We start from the raw sequence: 24,471 nt of genomic DNA on the forward strand, positions 1-24,471 counted from the left end.
TCCGGCTGCTAGCGTGCGATCATGGCAGGTTCACCCAGACGGGTCACGATCGTCGGATTCCCCGACGTCGAGCTGCTGGACGTCGCCTGCCCGGCCGACGTGCTCGATGCCGCGAACCGCCACGGCGCCCGCCCGCCGTACGAGATCCGGCTGGCCACGATCGACGGCCAGCCGATCCGCACGTGCTCCGGCCTGATCCTGCAGCCCCACCTGCGGCTCGACCAGGTCGCGGGCGACCTCGACACGCTCGTCGTCGCGGGCGGCTGGGGCAGCACGACGGCGGCGTCCGACGAGCGCGTGCTGGCCCACGTCCGGCGGCTGGCCCAGACCAGCAGGCGGGTGACGTCGGTCTGCACGGGCGCTGAGGTGCTGGCCGCGGCGGGGCTGCTCAACGGCCGCCGCGCGACGACCCACTGGCGCTGGGCGGCGAAGCTCGCGGACGCCTACCCGGCGGTGACGGTGGACCCGGTGCCGCTCTACGTCCAGCACGGCAACGTCTACACGGCCGCCGGGGTGACCAGCGGGCTCGACCTGACCATGGCGCTCGTGGAGGCCGACCACGGGCCGACGCTGGCCCGCGAAGTGGCCCGGTCCCTGGTGACGTACCTGCAGCGGCCGGGGAACCAGGCCCAGGTCAGTCTGTTCCTCGCCGGCCCGCCGCCGGAGCACCGCGAGGTCCGCGACCTGACCGCGTACATCGCCGAGCACCTCGACGAGGACCTCGGCACGCCGGCGCTCGCGGCCCGCGCGGGGATCAGCACACGCCAGCTGACCCGCCTGTTCGACGCGCACCTGGGCACGACCCCGGGCAAGTACGTCCGCACGGTCCGCACCGAGCACGCGGCACGCCTGCTGTCCGGCACCGACCTCCCCCTGGCGACGATCGCCCGCCGCTGCGGCTTCGGCTCGACGGAGACGCTGCGCCAGGCCTTCCTCGACCACTTCGACACCCCGCCGTCGGCCTACCGCCGCGTCCACGTCCGCCAGGCCTACGGCTGATGCCGTGTCGACCCCGCAATCACGCGTGTCGACCCTCCGATCACGCGAGTCGACCTCCGGATCACACCGAGGCCGCGGCGGGCTCGCGTGACCGGGCGGTCGACACGCGTGACTGGAGGGTCGACACGTGACTGGAGGGGCGACACGCGTGATTGAAGGGACGACACGGCGCATCGGGACGAACCGGGCCGTGGGCGGCCCCTCGCGCGGACCCGGGAAACCCGCTGTCAGGATGTGCGGGTGGACCGCCCCGACCTGGACGACGACGCAACCGGCCCGATTCGCCGGATCACGGACGAGGTGTCCCCTTCCCCGGCCCGCGGAGCGTCCGGAACGCCGGGAACGCCCCGGAAGCCCGCCCGCCGGACGCCGCCCGAAGGCACGCGGCGCCGCACCGACACCGGACCGCAGCGAGTCCAGGCGAACGGCGCTCGGCGCGTCCCCGCGGGCGACCAGCGGACCGACACCGGGCCCCAGCGCGCCGCCCGGCGCGGAGACACCGGGCCGCAGCGGGTCCCGGCGGAAACCCAGCCGCGCACGGCGAAAAAGCCCGAACCCCAGCCGGAAACCGGCCACGGGCACGGCCATGGGCACGGGCACGGCCCCGCCGCCCCGGCGTCCAAGCGGGTCCGGCTGCTCCTGATCTGGCTGCTCGCCCCGCTCGCGCTGGCCACCGTCGTCGGCATGATCGTGCTCTACCCGTGGGGCAAACCGGACCCGACGAGCGTCGTCCCGCAGGGCACGCCGGTGGCCGCGAACATCACCGCGACGAACACCGGCCCTTGCCTCGCCCAGGGCCAGGTCCAGGTCGGCGACCAGAGCGACCCGAACGCGAAACCCTGCCTGACGGTCGACCTCACCATGACCGACGGCCCCGCCGACGGGAAGAAGCTCAAGCTGACCGTGCCGATCGAGCCCAGCACCCCGCGGTTCACCGCGGGCGACGCCGTCGTGCTCGCCTACAACGGCGGGAACGCCGGCGACCCCGCGAGCTTCCAGCTGGTCGACTTCCAGCGCGGCACCCCGCTGCTCGTGCTCGCCGCGCTCTTCGCGGTCGCGGTGCTGGTGCTCGGCCGCTGGCAGGGCCTCGCCGCGCTCGTCGCGCTCGGCCTGTCCTTCGTCGTGATCGCGCTGTTCATCCTCCCGGCCATCCTCGCCGGCGAGAACCCGCTGGTCGTGGCCATCGCCGGGTCCGGCGCGATCATGTTCATCGCGCTGTACCTGACCCACGGCCTCTCGGCGAGAACGTCGGCGGCCGTCCTCGGCACGCTCGCCAGCCTCGCCCTCATCGGCGTCCTGTCGGCGATCTTCTCCGCCGCGGCTTCGCTGACCGGGCTCGACGACAGCACGTCGACGCTCATCGGCTCGCTCGGCCACGGCATCGACTCGCGGGGACTGCTGCTCGCCGGTGTCGTGATCGGCGCGCTCGGCGTGCTCGACGACGTCACCGTCACCCAGACCAGCGCCGTCTGGGAGCTCCGCCGCGCCAACCCGGACCTGAGCTGGCAGGAGCTGTACCGCTCGGGCCTGCGGATCGGCCGCGACCACGTCGGTTCGGCGGTCAACACGCTCGTCATGGCCTACGCCGGGGCCGCGCTGCCGGTGCTGCTGTACTCGTCGATCTCCGGCGTCGGGCTCGGTGCGCTGCTCGGCAGCGAGGAGATCGCCCAGGAGATCGTCCGGACGCTCGCCGGCAGCGTCGGCATCGTGGCGGCGGTCCCGGTGACGACGATCCTGGCCGCGCTGATCGCCTCGCGCGAGCCGGCCGGGTACCTCAGCAGCACCACGAAGGCCGTTCCGTCCCACCCGTAACGCCGGAGCACCCCGACCGGACTGGACCAGCGAGAACGCGGTAGGAAGGCGGCAGCCGACCCGGGAGGCGCCATGATGCTGTTCGCCGGACCGCGGTGCCTCGTGCGCGGCGCGCTGCGGGTGGTCACGGCCACCGTCCAGGCCGTCGAGTCCCTGCCCCGCATCGCGGCCGCCCTCGACGACGTCCGCGCCACGCTGCACCACGTCGAGCGGCTCGCCGCGTACATCGCGCAGGAGGTGCCGGAGCTCGTCTACCAGCTCGAGCAGCTCCGCGAGGCGGACGAAGAGCTCAGTCGAGAGTCGCCACGAACCGGCTGACGGCCTCCATCGTGAACCGCTGCACGTACTTGCCCGACGGCGCCACCGACGCCAGCCGGTAGAGCGGGCGTTCCGCCACGCCGGAGCCGCGTGCCTCGGCCTTGAGCTCGGCGACCAGCAGCTCCCCGAACACGAGGCCGTTCGCCTCGACGTTGTTCATCAGCGCGTTCGCCAGCTTCCGCAGCTGCAGGATCCCCAGCTCGCGGCCGCCGGTCCCGGAGAACACCGCGAGGTCCACCTTCGCCACCTTGCCCCGCTGGCCGGCGTTGACCAGCAGGCTCACCGTGCGGGAGCCGCGGACGTCGCCGATCACCAGGTCGAGGCGCGTCGCGGTGACCAGGTCGACCCGGCGCAGCCCCCAGGTGCGCACGAGCAGCGTCGAGCCCTCCAGCCAGACGCGGCGCCGGATGCTGACCGCCATCACGTACAACAGCGGCAGCGCGATCACCAGGGCGACGACCAGCCCGATCACGGTGCCGCCGATCAGGCCCGCGACGCCGCCGAACGCGGCGGCGACGATCACCACCCCGATGAGGCCCGATATCCCGCGGCGCCGGCGCCCGCGCGGGTCCTCCTCGAACAGCGCCAGCCGTTCCGGCGTCTCCTCGGCCATGGTCACGCCCCTGTTCCGGCGAGGAACGGGTTGCCCACGCGTTCCCGCCCGATCGTCGTCGCCGGGCCGTGGCCCGGCAGCACCACCGTGTCGTCCGGCAGGCTCGCCAGCAGCTCACGCACCGACTCCGCGTCGGCGCCGCGGCCGACCGAGCCCGCGAACAGCGTGTCGCCGGTCAGCGCGACGCGCCCGCCTTCGGACGTCTCCAGGCCCAGCACCACCGACCCCGGCGTGTGCCCGGGCAGGTGCCGGACATCGACGGCCAAACCGGCGAAAGTGCCGGTTTCGAGCGGCACGCTGTCGCCGTCGTACAGCTCGGCGTCGCCGGGGTGCAGGTGCAGCGGGACGCCGTGGTCGGCCGTGAGCGACGCGGCCGAAGCGACGTGGTCCGGGTGCCCGTGGGTGGCGACGAGCGCCGCCGGGACGAGCCGGTGTTCGGCGAGCGCGGCGGTCAGCGGCGCGGCCACCTCCTGCCCCGGATCCACGACCACGCACGGGCCACCGGCGGCCTCCGCCAGCAGGTAGCAGTTGGCCTGCAGCGGGCCGCTGCCGAACCCGACGACGAGCACCGAACGCCTCCCGGACTTCCGCGCCGGATGGCGCCGATCACGATCGGGTTGAGACTAGCGGGCCCTGTACATGGTCCTCACAGGCTGTGCCCATACACTGCCGCTACCTCAGACGTGTGACACGAGCGGAAACCTGGAGGGTACGGGGTGGCGACCAACCAGCAGCGCCGCGAAGCTGCGAAGCGCAAGCTCGAGAGGCAGCTCGAGCGCCGATTGGAGCAGCAGAAGCGACGCAGGAGGATCGGCGCTGGTGTCGTCGGCGTGGCCGTGCTCGTCGTGGCGGGCGTGGTGGTGTGGATCGTGAGCGCCAACGGCGGTGACGCCACCGACACCGCGGCGTCGTCGTCGGCCGCTCCGCCGCCGACCGACCTCCAGATCCCGACGCAGCGCACGGCTCTGCCGAAGCGGGCGACGGCGCTGCCGAACCCGACGACGTGCGACTTCAAGGCCGACACGACGGGCAAGGCGCCGAAGAAGGTGAACCTGCCCGACGGCAAGAACGTCCCGTCGACCGGCACGGTGAACGTGACGCTGAAGAGCACCGCGGGCGACATCCCGCTGACGCTCGACCGCGCGCTCGCGCCCTGCGCGGTGCAGAGCTTCATCAGCCTCGCGAAGCAGAACTTCTACAACGACACCATGTGCCACCGGCTGGGCACCGAAGGCCTGCAGATGCTGCAGTGCGGTGACCCGTCGGCCACCGGCGACCCGACCCAGGACGGTCAGGGCGGCCCCGGCTACACGATGCCGGACGAGGCGTTCCCGGAGATCAAGTACGGCCGCGGCATCCTCGCGATGGCGAAGACGTCCGCGCCGAACTCGGGCGGCAGCCAGTTCTTCATGGTCTACGGCAGCGCCGAAGGCCTCCCGGCGGACTACTCGGTGTTCGGCAGCATCAGCGACGAGGGCCTGAAGGTCCTCGACGCGGTCGCCAAGGCGGGCATCGCGAACCCCAACCCGCAGGACGGCACCGGGGCGCCGACCAAGCAGGTGAAGTTCACGGGCGTCACCGTCCAGTAGTGACGGCGCGCCTCGAGCTGAACGGGGACCCGCTCGGCCCGGACGCCTTCGTCGCGGGGATGACTCCTACGGTCACTTCACCGCGATGCAGGTCCGGGACGGGCGGGTCCGCGGGCTCGCGTTCCACCTCGAGCGGCTGGCCACGAGCACCCGCCTGCTCTTCGGCAGCGACCTCGACGTCGACCTCGTGCGGTCCCACGTCCGGCAGGCGATCGCCGGCGAACCCGCGCTCTCGGTGCGGGTCCTGGTGCTCACGCGCTCGTTCGACGAGCCGATGAAGCCGGAGATCCTGGTCCGGACGCTCCCGCCGCACCCGCCCGACCCGGCGCCGCTGCGCCTGGGGACCGTGCGCTACCAACGGGATCTGCCGCAGGTGAAGCACCTCGGCACGTTCGGCTTGATCTACCACGCCCGCCAAGCCGAGCTGGCCGGGTACGACGACGCGCTGTTCGTCGACCCCGCGGGCCGGATCAGCGAGGCCTCGGTCTGGAACGCCGGGTTCCTGGCCGGCGACACGGTCGTGTGGCCGGAAGCCGCGGTGCTGCCGGGGATCACGATGCTGGTGCAGAAGGAAGCCCTGCGCCGGCTGGGTGTCCCCCAGGAGACGCGCGAGGTCCGGCCCGCCGACCTCCGCGAGTTCGACGCGATGTTCGTGACGAATTCCGAGACGCCGGGGCGCGCGGTCGCGTCCGTCGACGACCTCGTGCTGCCGTCCGCCGACCGCGCGGTGGAGCTGCTGGCGCGGGCCTACGAAACCGTGCCCTGGGACGAGATCTGAACCGCGGCTCCGCCCGCCCCGTGTTAAGGGGCAACACCGGGACCCGCCGGGGTCGCCGGGGAGAGGGCGGACCATGCTCGAAAACCGGGTTCCCGCGGTGCGCCGCGTCCTCGGCCGGGCCGGGCAGGCCGGAGCAGCCGGGGTCCTCTTCGCCGTGCTCGCCGGCGGGCCCGCGCTCGCGCAGACCACGCCGCCGCCTCCGGTCAAGTACTACATCGTTCCGCACGCCGACAACCCCGACGACATCACGTTGTTCAAGATCGCCGAGCGGGCCCTCGGCGACGGGCGGCGCTTCCCCGAGATCTTCCAGCTGAACCAGGGCCGGCCGCGGCCGGACGGGACGCCGTTCACCGACCCCACCGCCATCGAGCCCGGCCAGGTGCTGCAGCTGCCCGGCGACGCCAAGGACCCCGCCGTGCAGTTCGGCCCTCTGCCGGCCACTCCCCCGGCCGTCCCGCAGGCGAAACCGGCCGAAGAACCCTCCGGGCTCGGCGTCGGGCTCGCCTCGGCGGTCAGCGGCACCGGTGGCCTGCTGACCGGCCTGCTCGCCGGACTCTGGTGGCGCCGCCGGCCGCAGCTCGTCCCGCCGCCGCCGTTCGAGCCGCAGCACCAAGAGGACGATGACGGCTCCGGCTCGGTCAGCGGCACCCTGCCGATCCCGGTCGTGGTCCCCGAACCGCGGCCGGACGCGACGCCGGAAGTCCTGCTGCGCGAGGAGCCGATCACCGCCGAGCACTCGATCATCGTGCTCGACACCGCCGACACCCAGGTGATCGCCGCGATCCGGCCCGGCGCGCAGTTCCGGTTCCGCTTCGACAAGGAACCGGGCTTCGCCGACAGCTCCACCGTCCTGGTCGTCGACGACGAAGGCGACAGATCGTGACGGATTCCCTCGTGGCCCCCCGTACGTAGCGGGTCACTCTGCGCTGAACGGCTCAACCGGTGCCGGAACGCTGGCCTTCGGCCCGCCGGTGCCGCAATAGTCGAACGATGACCTCGGATCCGTTCGGGACGCTGCGGAAGACGCTCTGGATCGGTGGTGCCCCGTGGACGGGCAAGTCCACCGTCGCCCGGCTGCTGGCCGCGCGCCACGGGCTGGCGACCTACCACCACGACGATCGGGCCCGGCCGGCCACCACCCCCCCCGACGACGTCCCGGCCGGTGACCAGCTGACCGCGTTGCTGGCCGAGTTCCGGCGGCGGTTCGAGTGCGCCCTGGACGAGCTGCGCGCCTGGGAGTCGCCGCGGCCGATCGTCGCCGAGGGCCGGGGGCTGCGGCCGGAGCTGGTCGCGCCGCTCGTGGACTCGCCCAGCCGGATGGTCGTGCTGGTACCGACCGAGCTGTTCCGCCAGCACCAGCTGCGGCACCGCTCCGACGGACCGGCGATCCCCCGGCAGCGGACCCGGCTGACGCGCGACCGGATGCTCGCCGCGCAGGCCGTGCGCTCGGCGCGGGAGCTCGGCATCCGGGTCATCGAGATCGACGGCAAGCTCGATCCGGCCGGCGTCACCGACGTGGTCGACGACCACTTCCGCGCCTATCTCGACGCCTGAAGAGGTTTTCGTCCCGCTCTGTCCGTTGACCGGATGCGGAACGGCCGCCGAAGATCGATGATCGGCACCGTTTCTCCGCGCAGCGAGGGAGCTGGGTTCTTTGGCGTTCCGGAAAGCGATCCGGCCGGTGAGGCGTGCCGTCCCGGCGCTCGTCGTGGCCTGCGCGGCTACCCTGGTCGCCGCGATGCCCGCCGACGCCGCCGACCGCTGGACCGTGAGCCTCACCGGCGCGGTGACCGCCGCGGTCGCCCGCACCGGTGAAGGCGGCCTGACGTTCGCGGTCTCCCGCGGAACCGCGACCGTGCTCGCCCCCGCCCCGCTGGGCCTGCGGACGAAGACCGCCGACCTGACCCGCGACCTGCGGTTCCTCCGCCGCACCGACCGGATCGTGGACGAGCGCTACGCGATGACCACCGGCAAGCGCCTGCAGCGGCACGCGCGGGCGGCGGAAACGACGTTGTCCTTCACCGGCGCCGGCGAAACGCGGCTCGACGTCGTCGTGCGCGCGGCCGCCGGCGGTGTCGCCTACCGCTACGTGCTGCCGGACGGCGGGACGATCACCGGCGAGGCGTCGTCGTTCACCCTGCCCGCCGCAGCGCCGGCGTGGCTGCTGCCCTACTCCCCCAACTACGAGAAGGTCCGCGTCGAGACCACCGCGAGCGGCGCGCAGGCGGGCGACTACGGCTTCCCGTCGCTGTTCGACACCGGCGACGGCGGCTACACGCTGCTGACGGAGTCCGATGTGGACGGCCGGTACTCGGGTGCGCGGCTGGCGCACGCGGCCGGAACCTCCGCGTACGCGATCAAGCTCGCCGACGCCGCCGTCACCGGGTCCGGGCCGTTCGCCACGCCGTGGCGGGTGGCGATCACCGGCGACCTCGCGACGGTCACCGAGTCCACTTTGGTCGACGACCTCGCGCCGCCGTCGCGGCTGGCCGACACGTCCTGGGTCCGGCCGGGCAAGGTCGCCTGGTCGTGGCTGTCCGAACACGACAGTCCGGGCGATCCCGTGCGGCAGAAGCAGTACGCCGCCTTCGCCGCGCGCAACGGCTGGCCGTACCTGCTCATCGACGAGGGCTGGGACGCCTCCTGGGTACCGGACGTCATCCGGTACGCCCGCGCCCGCGGCGTCGAGGTGATCCTGTGGTTCCGCTGGAACACCCTCGACACGCCGGCCGAGCGCGCGAAGTGGCTTCCGCTGGTGAAGTCCTGGGGCGCGGCCGGGATCAAGGTCGACTTCATGGACTCCGACACGCAGGCGCGGTTCGGGTTCTACGACGACATCGCGAAAGCGACCGCGGCGCGGCACCTGATGCTCAACTTCCACGGCGCGACCGTCCCCCGCGGCTTCCAGCGGACCTGGCCGCACGTGATGAGCTTCGAAGCCGTCCGCGGCGCGGAGCAGTTCAAGACGCGGGCCGCGACCAACACGATGTTCCCGTTCACCCGCAACGTCGTCGGCAGCATGGACTACACGCCGACCGCGTTCGTCGTGGCCGACCGGGACACCACGGACGCGCACGAGGTGGCGACGTTCTTCGTCTACGAGTCGGGCTGGCAGCACGGCGCGGACAAGCCGGAGAACTACGAAGCGCGACCGGAGGCCCTGCACACGCTCGACCAGCTGCCGACGGTGTGGGACGAGACCCGGCTGCTGTCCGGGCGGCCCGGGCGGGAGGCCGTGTTCGCGCGGCGCTCGGGTGACCGCTGGTTCGTCGGCGGCATCGAGGCGGGGCCGGCCACGAAGGTGACGGCGCCGCTGGACTTCCTCGGCCAGGGCCGCTGGCTCGCCGACACCCTGCGCGACGGGCCGTCCGGCCTGCTGCGGGAGAAGTCGACGGTCACCGCGGGCGGGCAGCTGACCGTGCCGGTGGCCGCGAACGGCGGGTTCGTCACCGTCCTCTGTCCCGCGCGGCCCGGCCGGGCGTCCTGCGACCAGGAGGTCCGGCAGGTGCCCGCGACCCGGCTGAGCGTCACGCCGCCGACGGCGGAGGGCACCAGTGTCGAGGTCTCGGCGACCTTCGAGCTGCCCCGCGGCGGAGCCTCGCTGTACGACATCGAACTGGCGCCGATCACCCCCGCCGGCTGGCGGGTGACCGGGGAGCCGGTCTTCCGGCCGGTGCTGTCCGCCGGTCAGGCGCTGGCGGGGACTTGGCGGTTCACCGGCGGCCCGGCGGGCACGACGGACCTGCCGGTCGCGGCGACCTACTCTTTCCGCGGCGATCCGGAGCACCGGCCGGTGCACGTCGAGGCCGCCACCAGCGCGTTCATCCCGCCACCGGCGCCCACCGGCACCGCGCTGGTCAGCGGCCTGCCGTTCCTGGCGTCGTCGAACGGCTGGGGCCCGGTGGAGCGCGACCGGTCCAACGGCGACACCGCCGAGGGCGACGGCCACCCGCTGACCATCGCCGGGCAGACCTCCGCGCACGGCCTGGGCACGAACGCGCCCAGCTCGGTGACGGTCTGGCTCGGCGGCGCGTGCACGGCGTTCTCGGCGGTCACCGGCCTCGACGACGAAGTCGGCACGGAAGGCTCGGTGGCCTTCCGCGTCGTGGGTGACGGCCGGGTGCTGGCCGAGACCCCGGTGCTGCGGGACGCCGACGGCGCGGTGCCGGTGACCGCGGACGTCACGGGTGTCCGCCGGTTGACGCTGGAGGTGACCGACGGCGGGGACGACAAGGACTCCGACCACGCCGACTGGGCCGACGCGACGGTGACCTGCACGTGACGGTGATCTTCGTGACCGGCATGTCCGGTGCGGGGAAGTCGACGGCTCTGGCCGAGCTGGCACGGCGAGGCCACCGGGCCGTCGACACCGACCACGGCGGCTGGATCGTGGAGGTCGACGGGGAACCGCTGTGGCGCACCGACCGGATCGACGCTCTGCTCGGGGGGCACGAGCGGTCGGGCGAGCCGCTGTTCCTCTCCGGCACGGTGGCGAACCAGGCGCTCTTCTACCCGCGGTTCGCCGAGGTCGTGCTGCTCAGCGCTCCCCTCGCGGTCATGCTCGCGAGGGTCGCCGCCCGGGCCGGCAACCCGTTCGGGAAGGCGGCCGGGGAACGTGCCCGGATCGTGGCGGACACCGCCGAGGTCGAACCGCTGCTCCGGGCGTCGGCCACCGCGGAGATCGACACCCGGCTCCCGCTCGGCGACGTCGTCGACCGGCTCGTGGCGCTCAGCGGTAGGTGAAGCGCGGCGGCCGCCGCTCCAGGAACGCGGCGACGCCCTCCGCGTAGTCCTCGCCGTGCAGGGCCTCGGACCGGATCTCCTCGACCTCCGCGTCCGAGGTCTCCTGTCCCGCCACGATCTTCTCGATGATCCGGTTCATGCCGCGGATCGACGCCTGCGAGCGCGAGCAGAGCGTCGACACGAACTCCAGCGTCGCAGCCTCCAGGCCGTCGGCCGGGAAGACGTCGTTGAGCAGCCCGATCTCGCGGGCCCGGCCGACCGTGATCAGCTCGCCCGACAGCAGGAAGTACTTGGCGTGCGCCGGTCCGACGAGCGACACCAGCTGGCGTGTCGAGTCGAAGTGGTAGACGATGCCGAGCTTCGCCGGGGTGATGCCGAACCGGGACCCCTCGGCCGCGAAGCGGAAGTCGCACGCCACCGAGACCTGGCAGCCGCCGCCGATGCAGTTGCCCTGGATCATCGCCACCGACGGCTTGCGCATCGCGGTCAGCGCCGCGACCGCCCCCTCGACCGCCTTGTCGTAGCTCGCCGCGCCCTCGGCCGTCGTCCGCAGCTCGCCGAACTCGCTGATGTCCGCGCCCGCCGAGAAGTGCTTCCCCGCGCCCGCGATCACCAGCACCTTCAGCGCCGGATCGGCCTCCACCTCGGCCACCACGTCGGGGATCGCCGACCACATGCCGTAGGTGATGGCGTTCATCTTCTCCGGCCGGGTCAGCGTGAGCCGGGCGACTTCGCCGTCGCGCGTCAGGTCGAATCCGTCGGTCATGAACCGCACCCTAACCGCTCGCCCTGAGCGAAAACTGCGGTGTGTGACACGGTCGTGTCGCTAGCTTGGGGATCATGGCGACGATCGAGGTGGGCGGGACGGCGTTCGGCTACGACGAAGCGGGTGAGGGGCCCGCGGTCGTGCTGCTGCACGCCGCCATCGGCGACCGCCGGATGTGGGACGCCCAGTTCGCCTCGCTCGCCGCCACGCACCGGGTGATCCGCTACGACCGCCGCGGCTTCGGGGAAACCGCGGACGGGCCCGGCGAGTACGCCCACTACGAGGACCTGCTGGCCCTGCTCGATGCCCGGGGGATCGAGCAGGCCGCGCTGGTCGGGGCGTCGATGGGCGGGGCGTGCGCGCTGGACGCCGCCCTGGCCGCGCCGGAGCGGATCACCCGGCTCGTGCTGCTCGGCTCGGGCCTGACCGGGCACACCTGGCCGGACCACATGCAGCGGGACATCGCGCGGCTGACCGCGGAGGCGGTCCCGGCCGAGCGCCTCGCCCGCTACGCGGCGCGCGAGGGCGACGTCGACGAAGCGGACGTGCGTGCCATGGCGGAGGCCAACATCCGCTACCTGGTCGCGGGCCCGGAGCGCGACGTGTCCGTGCTGCCGGCCGGAATGCTCGCGCTGGTAAGGGAAATGTGCGAGCAGGTCTACCGGCACGACTGGACGGCTCCACAGTGGACGGAGCGGATCCCGGACACCCGGCACCGGCTGGGCGAGATCACGACGCCCGCCCTGGTGGTGATCGGGACGGCGGACGCGCCCGGCCTCGTCGAGCTGTCCCACCACCTCGCGGAGTCGCTGCCGGACGCGGAGCTCGCCAAGCTCCCCGACACCGGTCACCTCCCGGCCATGGAACGGCCGGACGAGGTCACCGCCCTGCTGCGGAAGGTCCTGTGACCCGGCTCAGGTGAAGATCTTCTGCACCTGGTCGGTGATCTTCGCGACCAGCTCGGAGAACTGCACCGCCCCGCCCAGCAGGCCCTTGACCTTCTCCCAGCGGCTGCGGACCACCGCCGGTTCCGCGGCGTCACCGGCGCGCAGGTCGCCGGCCAGGTCGGTCAGCGTGTCCTCCAGCACCTCCTGCTTCGCGAGGTCCTTCCCGCGCACCTCGGCCGTCAGCCGCTCGATCAGCTCCAGCAGCGAGGAGACCGTGGCGTCGGTGTCGCCGCCCTCGATGCCGGTCTGGGTGATCCGGCCCGAGTTGTCGCCGCCGATGCTGACCTTGTTCGTGATCCGGTGTCCCATCAGGCCTCCGCTCCGGCCGGCCGGCCGCTCGTCCGGGGCGGGCGCGAGCGCGGGCCGCGCTGCCCGGTCTGGGTGATCGGGGCGCGGTTGTCGCCGCCGATGGTGATGTCGTTGTTGATGACGACCGCCGCCTGCTCCTCGAACTTCGCCGTCGAGAACCCGGCGTCGCCGAGCAGCTTGCCGATCGTCGGCAGCAGCCGGCTTTCGATGATCTTTTCGTACCGTTCGATGTCGACGAGCTGGAAGTAGTCGGTGAAGAGGTTCACCGACGCGAGCTCGCGCAGGGTGCTGGCGGCGCCGTAGCGCTCCGGGTCGAGGACGCCGGCTTCGCGCCTCGGCTGCCGGATCCACGACACCAGGTTCGCGATCCGGCCCGGCAGGCTCGCCGGCAGCTCCAGCCAGCCGAGCAGGCCCTGGCCGAACGGGCGCAGGGACTCCTGCCGCATCTTGTCCACGGCGCGGTACTCGGCCCGGATCGGCGGCAGCATGAACGGCGTCCACTCGACGTACAGCGTCGTGTCGTCCACCGCCAGGTGCAGGAACGTCGTGAGCACCAGGTCCCGGTCCCAGGTCTCCACCTGGAAGCACAGGTAGTAGCGCGCCCACTCCTTCGGCTCCCGCCGGATCCGCTCGACGTCGGCCGCGCCCAGCCGGGTGTGCGGCGGGTACTCGATGTCCGGCAGGTAGGCCGCGGCCTCGGGCTCCCCCAGGTGGTCCACGAGCTCGGCGGCCGGGGTGAACACGGCGTCGGTCACGGTCAGCCCGCCGAGCCGGCGGTCCGGCGAAAGCGCGGCTGAGCGGCGCAGGTCCCCGATCGCACCGCGGATCTCCTCGTACAGCGTCTCGGTGGTGAGCTCGCGACGGTTGGCGGGGTCGCTCTCGTCGTCGTCGACGCGCTCCAGCGGGATCGCCATGGACCAGGAGTCGCGCCGGAACCCCGCGCCCACGAAAGGTTTGTAGCCGCGGTACACCACCAGGGGCGCGCCGGGGGCGCCGGCGAACTCGTCGCCCCGCTGGTAGCGGCCGAGCTGCTCGCGGAAGTCTTCGGTGAACAGCCCGGCGAGGCTGCCGCTGTCGGGAGCGGGCGGGGCGAAGCGCTTGAAGCGCGTCGTCAGCAGGTTCCACAGCGACCAGTGTTCGAAGGTCACGACCATGAGCACGACCACGGCGAGCACGATGCCGATGACGAACCGGGCGGTGTCACCGCCCGACGAGTCGTCGTACTGGACGTCTGCGTAGTACCGGGACGAATACCGGCTCCCGGAGCCGAAGAGCACGTCCCAGTACGCCAGAACCAGCCAGATGAAGACGACGGCGACGGCCGCCACGGCGAGCGTCTTCGGGGTGAACGGCCGCTCCGTCGTGTAGGCGCTCTTGCCCGCCCGCGCGACCACGAGCACGATCGACAGCGCGATCCAGCCGTACAGCATCGGGTTGTCCCACGACAGCCCGACGACGACGGCCATCAGCAGCACGAGCAGGCCGTCGTAGTTCTTCCGGCGCGCCCGCGCCCGCACCGCCTCGGTGAGCACGCGGCCCGCGTCGAGGCCCGGTGACGGCGGGACCGGCCGGGTCGGCTCGACGAGGAACTCCGTGATCGCCCGCGTGCTGTAGCGGGGATCGAGGTAGGAAGCCGCGCACAGGTAGCGCGTGGTGTCGTCGGCCGAGCCAGGGGACATGCTCGCTCCCTCGCGGTTTCCGGAAAGGCGACCCTGCAAGTTGCCGACCGTAGCATGCACAACCGGGACGGACGACGGTATTTCGGACACCGGCAGTGGTCGCGAAATGGTCCTGAATCGAACGCCTCGCCTTGCCGAATACGGACTTCGGGCGGCCCTGGACGGTGTGCGTCGAGCCCGCCGGCCTGTCCGAAGTGGACCGGCCCGGTCTAGCCGGGCTCGATCAGCTGCTCGCTCCAGGCCCGGATGGCCGCCGCCTGTTCGGGCGTGAGCCGGTCGAGGACCAGGCGGCGGATATTGCCGCCGTGCGCGCGGGTCGCGCTCTCCGCTGTGCGGCGTCCTTCGCCGGTCAGTTCGATCCCCGTACGACGGCCGGTGGCGCCGTCCTCGGTCCGCGCCACCAGGCCGCGGTTCTCCATCCGCGTCAGCAGGTGCGCGACGCGGCTCTTCTCCCAGTCGAGCGCGTCGGCGAGCTCGCCGACGCGCATCGGCCGGGTCAGCGTCATCAGCACGCTGAACTCGGCCTTCGAAATACCGCAGTCGCGCTGCAGGCCGCGGTCGAGCTCCCGGGCGAGCAGCCGCTGCGCGCGCATCCAGGTGTCCCAGAACTCCCAGTCCTCGGGGCTCATCTCCGCCATGGCGACAGTCTACGCTAGAGTTGACGCATCAACTCTTAGGGAGGACACCGATGAAGACACTGGTGCGCGGCGGCATGGTGGTCAGCATGGATCCGGCCGTCGGGGACCTCCCGCGCGGTGACGTGCTCCTCGAGGACGGCCGGATCGCGGCGGTGGCCCCCGCGATCGACGGCGGCGACGCCGAGGTCGTCGACGCCACGGGCAAGATCGTGCTGCCCGGGTTCGTGGACACCCACCGGCACACGTGGCAGACCGCGTTCCGCGGCGTCGGGGCCGACTGGACGTTCGACCAGTACCGCACGGCGATGCACGGCACGATCAAGCCTCACTACCGGCCGGAGGACGTGTACCTCGGGAACCTGCTCGGCCGGCTCGAAGCGCTCGGTTCCGGCGTCACGACCATGCTCGACTGGTTCCACTGCGCCGGCCGTCCGGAGAACGCGGACGCCGCGATCGAAGCGCTGCGAGAGGCACCCGGCCACTCGATCTTCTGCTACGGCGCCGAGGGTCCGGACATCGCACCGGAGATCCGGCGGGTGCGGGCGTTGCTGCCGGGCGAAGACATGGCACTGGGCCTGCGTGGCCCGGTCGTGTCCACAATGGAGGAAACCGCCGCGGATGTCGCGCTGGCGCGGGAACTCGGGCTGCGCGTGAGCACCCACGTCCACGGCACCGGCGGGTGGCCGCACGGCGACCGGCCGATCGACGGCATGCGGGAGCGTGGACTGCTCGACGACCGCACGACCGTCGTGCACGGCAACGATCTCTCCGACGACCAGCTGGTGATGCTCGCCGACGCGGGCTGCTCGCTGTCGATCAGCCCGGACGTCGAGCTGAAGATGGGCTTCGAGCCGCTCGTGACCGGCCGGGCGCTGGCCGCCGGGATCCGCCCTTCGCTGTCGATCGACGACTGCCCGTCCACCGGCGGCGACATGTTCGGCGCCATGCGCACCGCGCTGGCCGCCGAGCGCGGCGGCACCACGGCCCGGGACGTCCTCGGGTTCGCCACGGTCGAGGGCGCCCGGGCCTGCGGGCGCGACACCGGCAGCCTCACCGTCGGCAAGGACGCCGACCTCGTCCTGCTCGACGCCGAGGACCTCTCGGTCTTCCCCGTCGGCAACCCGGTCGGCACGATCGTCGCCGCCGGTCACCCCGGGCTGGTGGACAGCGTCTTCGTCGCAGGCAAGGCCGTGAAGCGCGACGGCCGGCTGCTCGGCGTCGACCTGCCCGCCCTGCGTGCCCGGCTGCTGGAGTCGCGCGACCGGATCGCCGCGGCCGCCGGCGTCGCGCTCGACGGCTCCTGGACGCCCTAGGAAGCCGACGTCACGCGGTAGACGTCGTAGACGCCTTCCACGCCGCGGACCACCTTGAGGACGTGGCCCAGGTGCTTCGGGTCGCCCATCTCGAACGAGAACCGGCTGACCGCGACGCGATCGCGGGACGTCGTCACCGACGCCGAGAGGATGTTGACCTTCTCGTCGGCCAGCACCTTCGTGACGTCGGAGAGCAGCCGGTGCCGGTCGAGCGCCTCGACCTGGATCGCGACCAGGAACACCGAGGACGCCGACGGCGCCCATTCGACCTCGACCAGCCGCTCGGGCTGGGACTGCAGGTCGCCGGCGTTCGTGCAGTCCGTGCGGTGCACCGAAACGCCGCCGCCGCGGGTCACGAAGCCGAGGATCTCGTCGCCCGGCACCGGGGTGCAGCAGCGGGCGAGCTTCGCCCAGACGTCGCTGGCGCCCTTGACCACCACGCCGACGTCGTTGGAGCCGCGGCGCCGGGTGACGGTGGACGGCGTCGCGCGCTCGGCGAGCTCCTCCTCCGCCGCGTCGACCCCGCCGATGAGCGCCACCAGGCGCTGCACGACGTGCTTCGCGCTGGTGTGCCCCTCCCCGACCGCCGCGTACAGCGACGAGATGTCGGCGTGGCGCAACTCGGTGGCCACCGCGCCCATCGACTCCGCGGAGACCAGGCGCTGGATCGGCAGGCCGACCTTGCGGATCTCCTTGGTGATGGCTTCCTTGCCGCCTTCGATCGCCTCGTCGCGGCGTTCCTTGGCGAACCACTGCCGGATCTTCGCGCGGGCCTTCGGCGAACCGGCGAACTGCAGCCAGTCGCGGCTCGGGCCGGCGTTCTCCGCCTTCGAGGTGAAGATCTCGACGACTTCGCCGTTTTCCAGCTTGCGTTCCAGCGCGACCAGGCGGCCGTTGACGCGGGCGCCGATGCAGCGGTGCCCGACCTCGGTGTGCACGGCGTAGGCGAAGTCGACCGGCGTCGAGTCCACGGGCAGCGTGATCACGTCGCCCTTCGGCGTGAACACGAAGATCTCGCGCGAGGCCAGCTCGTAGCGCAGGGATTCGAGGAAGTCACCCGGGTCCGCCGCCTCGCGCTGCCAGTCGAGGAGCTGGCGCATCCACGCCATCTCGTCGACGTCCATCGCGTTGCCGTTGTGCGTGCCCTTGGTTTCCTTGTAGCGCCAGTGCGCGGCGATGCCGTACTCGGCGGTGCGGTGCATCTCGTAGGTGCGGATCTGCACCTCGAGGGGCTTGCCGTCCGGGCCGATCACCGTGGTGTGCAGCGACTGGTAGACGCCGAACCGCGGCTGGGCGATGTAGTCCTTGAACCGGCCGGGGACCGGCTGCCACAGGGCGTGCACGACGCCCATCGCCGCGTAGCAGTCGCGGACGTCCTCGACCAGGATCCGCACGCCGACCAGGTCGTGGATGTCGTCCAGGTCGCGGCCGCGGACGATCATCTTCTGGTGGATCGAGTAGTAGTGCTTCGGCCGGCCCTCGACCTTCGCGGTGATCCGCGACGACACGAGGTTGCTGGTCAGGTCGGTGATGACCGACCGCAGGTAGATGTCGCGCGAGGGCGCGCGGTCGGCGACCAGGCGCACGATCTCGTCGTACTTCTTGGGCTGCAGGATGGCGAACGCGAGATCCTCGAGCTCCCACTTCACCGTGGCCATGCCGAGCCGGTGGGCCAGCGGGGCGAGGACTTCGAGGGTCTCGCGGGCCTTGCGGGCCTGCTTCTCCGGCGGCAGGAAGCGCATCGTGCGCATGTTGTGCAGCCGGTCGGCGAGCTTGATGACCAGCACCCGCGGGTCCTTGGCCATCGCGATGACCATCTTGCGGATGGTCTCGGCCTCGGCGGAGGTGCCCAGCTTGACCTTGTCCAGCTTGGTGACGCCGTCGACGAGCTCGGCGACCTTCTCGCCGAAGTCGGCCTTCAGGCTCTCGACGGCGTAGCCGGTGTCCTCGACCGTGTCGTGCAGCAGGGCCGCGACGAGGGTCGTGGTGTCCATGCCCAGCTCGGCGAGGATGGTCGCGACGGCGAGCGGGTGGGTGATGTAGGGGTCGCCGGACTTGCGCCGCTGGTTCCGGTGCAACTCCTCGGCGACGTCGTAGGCGCGCTGCAGCAGCCCGAGGTCGGCGTTGGGGTGGAGCTCGCGGTGGATGACGGCCAGGGGCTCGAGGACCTGCTTGACCGGGGCGGCGCGCTGCGCGGTGATGCGCCGGGCGAGACGCGCCCGGACCCGCCGGGTCGCGGACGGGTTCGGCGCCGCACCGTTCGGCTTCGGCGGCGCGGGCTGTGCCGCCGCCTGCCCGCTCTGCTGGGCGCCCTGCTTCGGGGGCACCGCGGCGTCGAGCTCCTGGCTCACCCGCACCTCCTGCTGCTCGTGCGGCCTTCGGAACACCAGGGTAGCCGCTACGCCTCGCGGCCCTCTCGGGTGCGCCCGTTCAGGGGGATGCCGGGCCGCGGACCAGCGGATTCACCCGGTCGCCCGGCGTGGCGAACCCGTGACTCACGTGATCCGGCGCGTGACTCGCGTGATCGAAGCCGGAACTCGCGAGTTCCGGCTTCGATCACGTGGGTTCCGGCCTGGATCACGTGGGATCCGGGTTCGATCACGCCAAGGAGATCAGCAGACCTGCAGGGCGTGGACCTTGCGGTTCGTCAGGGCGTCCCGGCCGCGCAGAGCCGCCAGTTCCAGGACCACCGACACGCTGTCGACCACGGCTCCCACGTCCTCCAGGAGCTTGCCCGTCGCCGCGACCGTGCCGCCCGTCGCCAGGACGTCGTCGAGGATCGCGACGCGCTGGCCCGGCCGGACCACGCCCGCCGGGAGCTCGACCGTCGCCGTGCCGTACTCCAGCGCGTAGTCCACCCGGCCCGCCACCCGCGGCAGCTTGCCCGGCTTGCGGATCAGCACCACGCCGAGGCCGCGGGCGTACCCGACGGCCGCGGCGAGGAGAAACCCGCGGGCCTCCACGCCGGCGAGCGCCTCGACCTCCGGGTCGAGGGTGCCCGCCAGCGCGTCGGTCACCGCCTTGAACGCACCCGCGTCCGCGAACAGCGGGCTCAGGTCGCGGAACAGCACGCCGGGCTCGGGAAAGTCCGGCACCCCGGCGATCAGGCCGAGGGCGTCGTCCAGGTCCACGTCAGCGCTTCCGCTTGCCCGCGGGCTTGCCGGACGGGCGCTGCTTCTGGATCCGGGCGGGGACGCTGGCCGCGGCCGCGTACGCCTTCTCCTTGCGCAGCTCCTTCGCCAGGGCGTCGTCGTCCGAGGCGTCGAAGTCCTCTTCGCCGGCCGCCTTGCGCTCCTGGGTGACCCGGCGCTGACGGACGCGCTCGGCCTGCTGCTTGTACTTCGGGTCGCGCATCTTGAAGTCGACCAGCAGCGGCGTCGCCAGCGCGACCGACGACAGCACGCCGACCAGGGTGCCGGTGAGCTGCACCAGCGCCAGGTCCTGCAGCGTGCCCGAGCCGAGCAGGACGTACCCGACGATCAGCAGGCCCAGGATCGGCAGCAGCGCGATGAACGCCGTGTTGAACGAGCGCATCAGGGTCTGGTTCAGCGCGAGGTTCGCGGCCTCGCCGTAGGTGCGGCGGGTCAGCCCGAGCAGGCCGCGCGTGTTCTCGCGGACCTTGTCGAACACCACCACCGTGTCGTACAGCGAGAACCCGAGGATCGTCAGCAGGCCGATCACGGTCGCCGGGGTGACCTCGAAGCCGACCAGCGAGTACACGCCGGCCGTCACCAGGATGTCGTGCAGCAGCGAGATGAGCGCCGCCGCGGCCATCCGCGGGTCGAAGTAGATCGCCAGGAAGATGACGACCGCGACGAGGAACACCGCGAGCGCGATCAGCGCCTTCTGCGAGATCTCGCCGCCCCAGGACGCACTCACCGCGCTGTCACTGATCGCCTGCACGCTCGGCTGCTTGTTGCTGCCGATCGGGCCCAGGTCCTGGAACAGGCCCTGCTTGACCTTCGCGACGTCGGCCGCGTCCAGCGTGTCGGTGCGGATCTGGATGGTCGACGCCGCGCCGGAGCCGACCTTCTGCGCCTCCGCGGCCGGGCGGCCGAGCGCCTTCTGGAACGAGTCCTTCGCCTGCTCCTCGGTGATCACGCCGTGGATGCCGGTGGCCGGCATCTGGATCTGCGTGCCGCCCTCGAACTCGATGCCGAGGTTGAAGCCGCGGAAGACCATGGACGCGAGGCACACCAGCACCAGCGCGGAGAAGAAGAGGTACCAGCGCCGGCGCTTGCCGACGACGTCGAACGCACCCGTGCCGACGTAGAGCCGGTGGAAGACGCTTTCCTTCTTGCCGGGCTTCACCGCCGTCTTGGCGTTGCCTTCGGCGTCCGTGCCCAGTTCTTCGACACCCACGTCAGGCCTCCTTCACGTTCGCGCGGCCGACCGTGGTCGACTTCTTACGCTGCGAACCCACTTGCTGCACGGCGCCGAGGCCCAGGTGCCTCGGATTGGACAGGAACGACGACTTGGACGTGGACACCATGGCCACCAGCGGGTGCGTCACCAGGTAGACGACCACCAGGTCGAGCACGGTGGACATGCCGAGGGTGAACGCGAAGCCCTGCACGTCGCCGACCGCGATGACGTACAGGATCGCCGCGGCCAGGAAGCTCACGCCGTCCGAGGCCAGGATGGTGCGCCGGGCGCGGACCCAGCCGCGCGGCACCGCGGACCGGAACGTCCGGCCCTCCCGGATCTCGTCTTTCAGCCGTTCGAAGTAGATGACGAACGAGTCCGCCGTGATCCCGATCGCGATGATCAGGCCGGCGATGCCCGCGAGGTCCAGCGTGTACCCGATCCAGCGGCCGAGCAGCACCAGCACCGCGAAGATCAGCGCGCCGGACAGCGCCAGCGACAGGATGGTCAGCACGCCGAGCAGCCGGTAGTAGAACAGGCAGTAGATGAACACCACCAGCAGGCCGATGCCGCCGGCGATGAGCCCGGCCTGCAGCGAGGCCAGGCCGAGGGTCGCCGACACGGTGGTCGCGTCCGACGACGCGAACGACAGCGGCAGCGAGCCGTACTTGAGGATGTCCGAGAGGTCCTTCGCCTCGGACTGCGTGAACTTGCCGGTGATCTGGGTGTTGCCGTCGAGGATGGCCACCTGGATGTTCGGCGCGGACACGACCTGCGTGTCGAGCACGAAGGCCGCCTGCTGGCCGGTGTTCTTCGAGGTGAAGTCCGCCCAGATCTTGGTTCCCTCGCTCTTGAAGCTGAGGTTCACCACCCACTGGCCGCGCTGCTGGTCGTAGCCCGAGGTCGAGTCGGCGATCTCGGTGCCCGGCAGGAACTCCGGCTCCAGCAGGTACTTGTACGTGTCGTGGTCACCGCAGGCGACCAGCGGCAGCTTCGGGTCGTCGTTGCCCTCGAGGGGGTCCTTGGCGTTGGGCGCGCAGGTGAGCGACGCCATCGCCTTCGCGACGAGCTCCTGGTTCGGCTGACCGTCGGCACCGATCAGCTTCGGGTCCTGGCGGACCGCCTTCGCCGCCTGGATCTCCTTCGCGGTCTCCGCGTCGACGGAGCCGTCCGTCGGGGCCGGGGCCTGGCTCGACGCGGGCGGCGGCGTGCTGCTGCTCGGCGGGGCCGGCGTGGTGCTCTGCTGCTGCGCGGGCGCCGCGGCGGGGGCACCGCCACCACCGGCGGCCGGGCTCGACGGCGGGGTGCTGGAGCTGGCCGGCGGCGCCGAGCTGCTCGGGGCACCCGAGGTCGGCGTGCCCGTGGCCGGCGGCGGCGTGGTCTGCGGCGGCACGACCGGCTGCGTCGCGTTCGCGACGACCTTCCGGAAGCCGAGCTTCGCGGTCTTGCCCAGGTTCTTCGCCTGGTCGCCCTGCTCGCCGGGGACGGTGATGACGACGTTGTTGCCGTCGAGGAGGACCTCGGTGCCGCTGACGCCGATCCCGTTGACGCGCCGCTCGATGATCTGGCGGGCCTGGTTCAGGGACTCCCGGGTCGGCTGGCCCCCGTCGGGGGTGCGGGCGGTGAGCGTGACGCGGGTGCCGCCCTGCAGGTCGATGCCCAGCTTCGGGGTCGGCTTGTGGTTGCCGGTGAGGAACACCAGCGCGTACAGCACGATCACGATCAGGGCGAACAGGGCGAGATAGCGTCCCGGGCGGAGATGCCCGGCTGAAGCTGCCACGGTGCTTCGGTCTCCTCGGACGGGGTGGACCCCAAAGTTGCGGTGCCCGCCCGGAGGGTTACCGGGAGGGACTGTGTGCGATTCACTCCCGGGCACGGGTATGACGGCGGACACGCACGCAGCACCGAGACACTACTCGGTGCTGCGTGAGCCCGGCGTGCGAGGCCACACCGACTTTCGTCGGAGGTTTCCGCGGCCCGCCCAGGGTGCCGCGGGGGTTACTTCTTGCCGTGCTCCAGCGGGGGCGCCACCTGAGCGGTGGTCTGCGGCTCGTCGTCGTTCTTGATGCCGGAGCCCGACTCGATGATCGACTCCTCGGCGGGAGCGTCCGACACCTCGTCGGTGGCGTCCTCTTCGGTCTCGACGACCGGCTCGACCTTCTCGCGGACCGCGAGCCGCAGCCAGGTGGTGACCACGCCGGGGGCGATCTCGATGTCGATCGTGTTGTCGCCGGAGGCGTCGGCGACGGTGCCGTAAAGACCCGAGGTGGTCATCACGCGGTCACCGGGCGCCAGGCTGCTCTGCAGGTCCTGCTGCGCGGCCTGCTGCTTCTTCTGCTTTCGCGTGCTCATCACCAGCGGCACGGCGAGGACGAGCACGAGCAGCAGGGGCAGCAATAGCTGTTGCATGATTCTCCGTTCGACGGACACCGGGCCCAGCCGAAATGTCCGGTTTTTGGGTATGTGCTCCTGTCAAGTGTGCCAGGTACCAGCGCGGACGCCAGCACCCACCCGCCGGTTCCGGCCGCTCAGTCCTGCTCGAACGGCGAGAGCCCGCCCGGGTCGGGGCGCCCCGGGTGGTCGGCGGGCGGCACCAGGCCGAGGTGCTCCCAGGCGGCCGCCGTGGCGACCCGGCCCCGCGGGGTGCGGGCGAGCATACCGGCGCGCACGAGGTAGGGCTCGCACACCTCTTCCACAGTGGTCGCCTCCTCCCCCACGGCCACCGCCAGCGTCGAAATCCCGACCGGCCCGCCGCCGAACGACCTGGTCAGCGCGGTGAGCACCGCCCGGTCGAGCCGGTCGAGACCCAGCTCGTCGACGTCGTAGACGGCCAGCGCCGCGCGGGCGACCTCCACGGTCACCTTGCCGTCGGCGCGGACCTCGGCGTAGTCGCGGACGCGCCGCAGCAGCCGGTTCGCGATCCGGGGCGTGCCCCGCGAGCGCCCGGCGATCTCCTGGCAGCCGTCGCGGTCGATCGGGATGTCGAGGATGGTCGCGGCGCGCCGGACGACCAGCTCCAGCTCGGTGTCGGTGTAGAACTCCATCTGGCCGGTGAAGCCGAACCGGTCGCGCAGCGGGCCCGTCAGCGAACCCGAGCGCGTGGTCGCCCCGACCAGCGTGAACGGCGCGATCTCCAGCGGGATGCTGGTGGCGCCCGGGCCCTTGCCGACGACGACGTCGACCCGGAAGTCCTCCATCGCGAGGTAGAGCATCTCCTCGGCGGGGCGGGCGATCCGGTGGATCTCGTCGATGAACAGGACGTCGCCGGGCGCGAGGTTGGACAGCATCGCAGCGAGGTCGCCGGCCCGCTCCAGCGCGGGCCCGGAGGTGATCCGGATGGCCGCGCCCAGCTCGGCGGCGACGATCATCGCCATCGACGTCTTGCCCAGCCCGGGCGGGCCGGACAGCAGGACGTGGTCGGGCGGCACCCCGCGGCGGCGCGCGCTCTCCAGCACCAGCTCCAGCTGCTCGCGCACGCGCGGCTGGCCGACGAACTCGTCGAGCTTGCGGGGCCGCAGCGTGCCTTCGACGTCGCCTTCGCCGGTCTGGGCCCACGCCGAGAGGGCGTCGTCCTCGTCCTCGGTCACGGCCTCATAGTCCAT

At 72.1% G+C, this 24,471-nt stretch carries 23 protein-coding genes; 11 read left to right on the plus strand and 12 right to left on the minus strand.

The window, feature by feature from the left end; all coding sequences use genetic code 11:
- Window positions 1-21 precede the first annotated feature (21 nt).
- From QRX60_RS40645 to QRX60_RS40655, 3 genes are all read left to right on the plus strand, one after another.
- The gene (locus QRX60_RS40645; protein ID WP_285996780.1) at window positions 22-999 is read left to right on the plus strand and encodes a GlxA family transcriptional regulator; all 978 of its coding nucleotides are present in this window, start codon (window positions 22-24) and stop codon (window positions 997-999) included.
- A gap of 240 nt (window positions 1,000-1,239) precedes the next feature.
- A complete protein-coding gene (locus tag QRX60_RS40650) occupies window positions 1,240-2,811 on the plus strand; it encodes a YibE/F family protein (protein ID WP_285996781.1) in 1,572 nt (523 codons plus the stop codon).
- Window positions 2,812-2,883: 72 nt separating this feature from the next.
- A complete protein-coding gene (locus tag QRX60_RS40655; RefSeq protein ID WP_285996782.1) occupies window positions 2,884-3,129 on the plus strand; it encodes a hypothetical protein in 246 nt (81 codons plus the stop codon).
- Here the strand turns inward: QRX60_RS40655 and QRX60_RS40660 are convergent.
- Complete coding sequence (locus QRX60_RS40660) at window positions 3,101-3,742, minus strand: hypothetical protein (protein WP_285996783.1); 642 nt, start codon at window positions 3,740-3,742, stop codon at window positions 3,101-3,103. The genes QRX60_RS40655 and QRX60_RS40660 overlap by 29 nt on opposite strands.
- A 2-nt stretch (window positions 3,743-3,744) precedes the next feature.
- Entirely contained in the window at window positions 3,745-4,311 is a 567-nt protein-coding gene (locus tag QRX60_RS40665) for an MBL fold metallo-hydrolase (RefSeq protein WP_285996784.1), read from the minus strand.
- Between the two features lie 147 nt (window positions 4,312-4,458).
- Here QRX60_RS40665 and QRX60_RS40670 point away from each other — a divergent pair, with 147 nt between their 5' ends.
- The 6 genes from QRX60_RS40670 (at window position 4,459) to QRX60_RS40695 (ending at window position 10,852) form a co-directional block, all read left to right on the plus strand.
- Complete coding sequence (locus QRX60_RS40670) at window positions 4,459-5,331, plus strand: peptidylprolyl isomerase (RefSeq protein ID WP_285996785.1); 873 nt, start codon at window positions 4,459-4,461, stop codon at window positions 5,329-5,331.
- Window positions 5,332-5,416: 85 nt separating this feature from the next.
- Window positions 5,417-6,109 (plus strand): aminotransferase class IV, encoded by a 693-nt coding sequence (locus tag QRX60_RS40675; RefSeq protein WP_285996786.1) that lies wholly within the window; start codon window positions 5,417-5,419, stop codon window positions 6,107-6,109.
- A gap of 73 nt (window positions 6,110-6,182) precedes the next feature.
- Window positions 6,183-6,992, plus strand: coding sequence for a hypothetical protein (locus QRX60_RS40680; RefSeq protein ID WP_285996787.1), 810 nt, complete (start codon window positions 6,183-6,185; stop codon window positions 6,990-6,992).
- 107 nt (window positions 6,993-7,099) lie between these two features.
- On the plus strand, window positions 7,100-7,663 hold the full coding sequence (locus QRX60_RS40685) for a P-loop NTPase family protein (RefSeq protein ID WP_285996788.1): 564 nt from the start codon (window positions 7,100-7,102) through the stop codon (window positions 7,661-7,663).
- Window positions 7,664-7,790: 127 nt separating this feature from the next.
- A complete protein-coding gene (locus tag QRX60_RS40690) occupies window positions 7,791-10,391 on the plus strand; it encodes a glycoside hydrolase family 97 catalytic domain-containing protein (protein WP_285996789.1) in 2,601 nt (866 codons plus the stop codon).
- On the plus strand, window positions 10,388-10,852 hold the full coding sequence (locus QRX60_RS40695) for an AAA family ATPase (RefSeq protein ID WP_285996790.1): 465 nt from the start codon (window positions 10,388-10,390) through the stop codon (window positions 10,850-10,852). Before QRX60_RS40690 ends, QRX60_RS40695 begins: the two co-directional genes overlap by 4 nt.
- On the opposite strand, the gene QRX60_RS40700 is transcribed toward QRX60_RS40695, so the two are convergent.
- On the minus strand, window positions 10,839-11,618 hold the full coding sequence (locus tag QRX60_RS40700) for an enoyl-CoA hydratase/isomerase family protein (protein WP_285996791.1): 780 nt from the start codon (window positions 11,616-11,618) through the stop codon (window positions 10,839-10,841). The genes QRX60_RS40695 and QRX60_RS40700 overlap by 14 nt on opposite strands.
- A 74-nt stretch (window positions 11,619-11,692) precedes the next feature.
- Between QRX60_RS40700 and QRX60_RS40705 the strand changes: the two genes are divergently transcribed.
- Complete coding sequence (locus QRX60_RS40705; protein ID WP_285996792.1) at window positions 11,693-12,526, plus strand: alpha/beta fold hydrolase; 834 nt, start codon at window positions 11,693-11,695, stop codon at window positions 12,524-12,526.
- A 6-nt stretch (window positions 12,527-12,532) separates the two neighbouring features.
- Here QRX60_RS40705 and QRX60_RS40710 read toward each other — a convergent pair whose 3' ends face one another.
- From QRX60_RS40710 to QRX60_RS40720, 3 genes are all read right to left on the minus strand, one after another.
- A complete protein-coding gene (locus QRX60_RS40710; protein ID WP_285996793.1) occupies window positions 12,533-12,874 on the minus strand; it encodes a hypothetical protein in 342 nt (113 codons plus the stop codon).
- Window positions 12,874-14,553: a hypothetical protein gene (locus QRX60_RS40715; protein WP_285996794.1), complete on the minus strand. Its 1,680-nt coding sequence runs from the start codon at window positions 14,551-14,553 to the stop codon at window positions 12,874-12,876. Before QRX60_RS40715 ends, QRX60_RS40710 begins: the two co-directional genes overlap by 1 nt.
- A gap of 209 nt (window positions 14,554-14,762) precedes the next feature.
- On the minus strand, window positions 14,763-15,191 hold the full coding sequence (locus QRX60_RS40720; protein ID WP_285996795.1) for a MarR family winged helix-turn-helix transcriptional regulator: 429 nt from the start codon (window positions 15,189-15,191) through the stop codon (window positions 14,763-14,765).
- Between the two features lie 50 nt (window positions 15,192-15,241).
- Here QRX60_RS40720 and QRX60_RS40725 point away from each other — a divergent pair, with 50 nt between their 5' ends.
- The gene (locus QRX60_RS40725; protein ID WP_285996796.1) at window positions 15,242-16,504 is read left to right on the plus strand and encodes an amidohydrolase family protein; all 1,263 of its coding nucleotides are present in this window, start codon (window positions 15,242-15,244) and stop codon (window positions 16,502-16,504) included.
- On the opposite strand, the gene QRX60_RS40730 is transcribed toward QRX60_RS40725, so the two are convergent.
- The 6 genes from QRX60_RS40730 to ruvB all read right to left on the minus strand — a co-directional run bounded on the left by QRX60_RS40730 (window position 16,501) and on the right by ruvB (window position 24,471).
- A complete protein-coding gene (locus QRX60_RS40730; RefSeq protein ID WP_285996797.1) occupies window positions 16,501-18,855 on the minus strand; it encodes a RelA/SpoT family protein in 2,355 nt (784 codons plus the stop codon). The genes QRX60_RS40725 and QRX60_RS40730 overlap by 4 nt on opposite strands.
- Before the next feature lie 261 nt (window positions 18,856-19,116).
- Window positions 19,117-19,635, minus strand: a complete 519-nt coding sequence (locus QRX60_RS40735) for an adenine phosphoribosyltransferase (protein ID WP_285996798.1) — start codon at window positions 19,633-19,635, stop codon at window positions 19,117-19,119.
- Window position 19,636: 1 nt separating this feature from the next.
- Entirely contained in the window at window positions 19,637-20,866 is a 1,230-nt protein-coding gene (secF, locus tag QRX60_RS40740; RefSeq protein ID WP_285996799.1) for a protein translocase subunit SecF, read from the minus strand.
- Window position 20,867: 1 nt separating this feature from the next.
- Window positions 20,868-22,649, minus strand: a complete 1,782-nt coding sequence (gene secD / locus QRX60_RS40745; protein ID WP_285996800.1) for a protein translocase subunit SecD — start codon at window positions 22,647-22,649, stop codon at window positions 20,868-20,870.
- A gap of 218 nt (window positions 22,650-22,867) precedes the next feature.
- The gene (gene yajC, locus QRX60_RS40750; RefSeq protein ID WP_285996801.1) at window positions 22,868-23,278 is read right to left on the minus strand and encodes a preprotein translocase subunit YajC; all 411 of its coding nucleotides are present in this window, start codon (window positions 23,276-23,278) and stop codon (window positions 22,868-22,870) included.
- A 119-nt stretch (window positions 23,279-23,397) separates the two neighbouring features.
- The gene (ruvB, locus tag QRX60_RS40755; protein WP_285996802.1) at window positions 23,398-24,471 is read right to left on the minus strand and encodes a Holliday junction branch migration DNA helicase RuvB; all 1,074 of its coding nucleotides are present in this window, start codon (window positions 24,469-24,471) and stop codon (window positions 23,398-23,400) included.

Origin of the sequence: Amycolatopsis mongoliensis (genome assembly GCF_030285665.1) — a bacterium.
GTDB classification, from domain to species: Bacteria; Actinomycetota; Actinomycetes; order Mycobacteriales; family Pseudonocardiaceae; genus Amycolatopsis; species Amycolatopsis mongoliensis.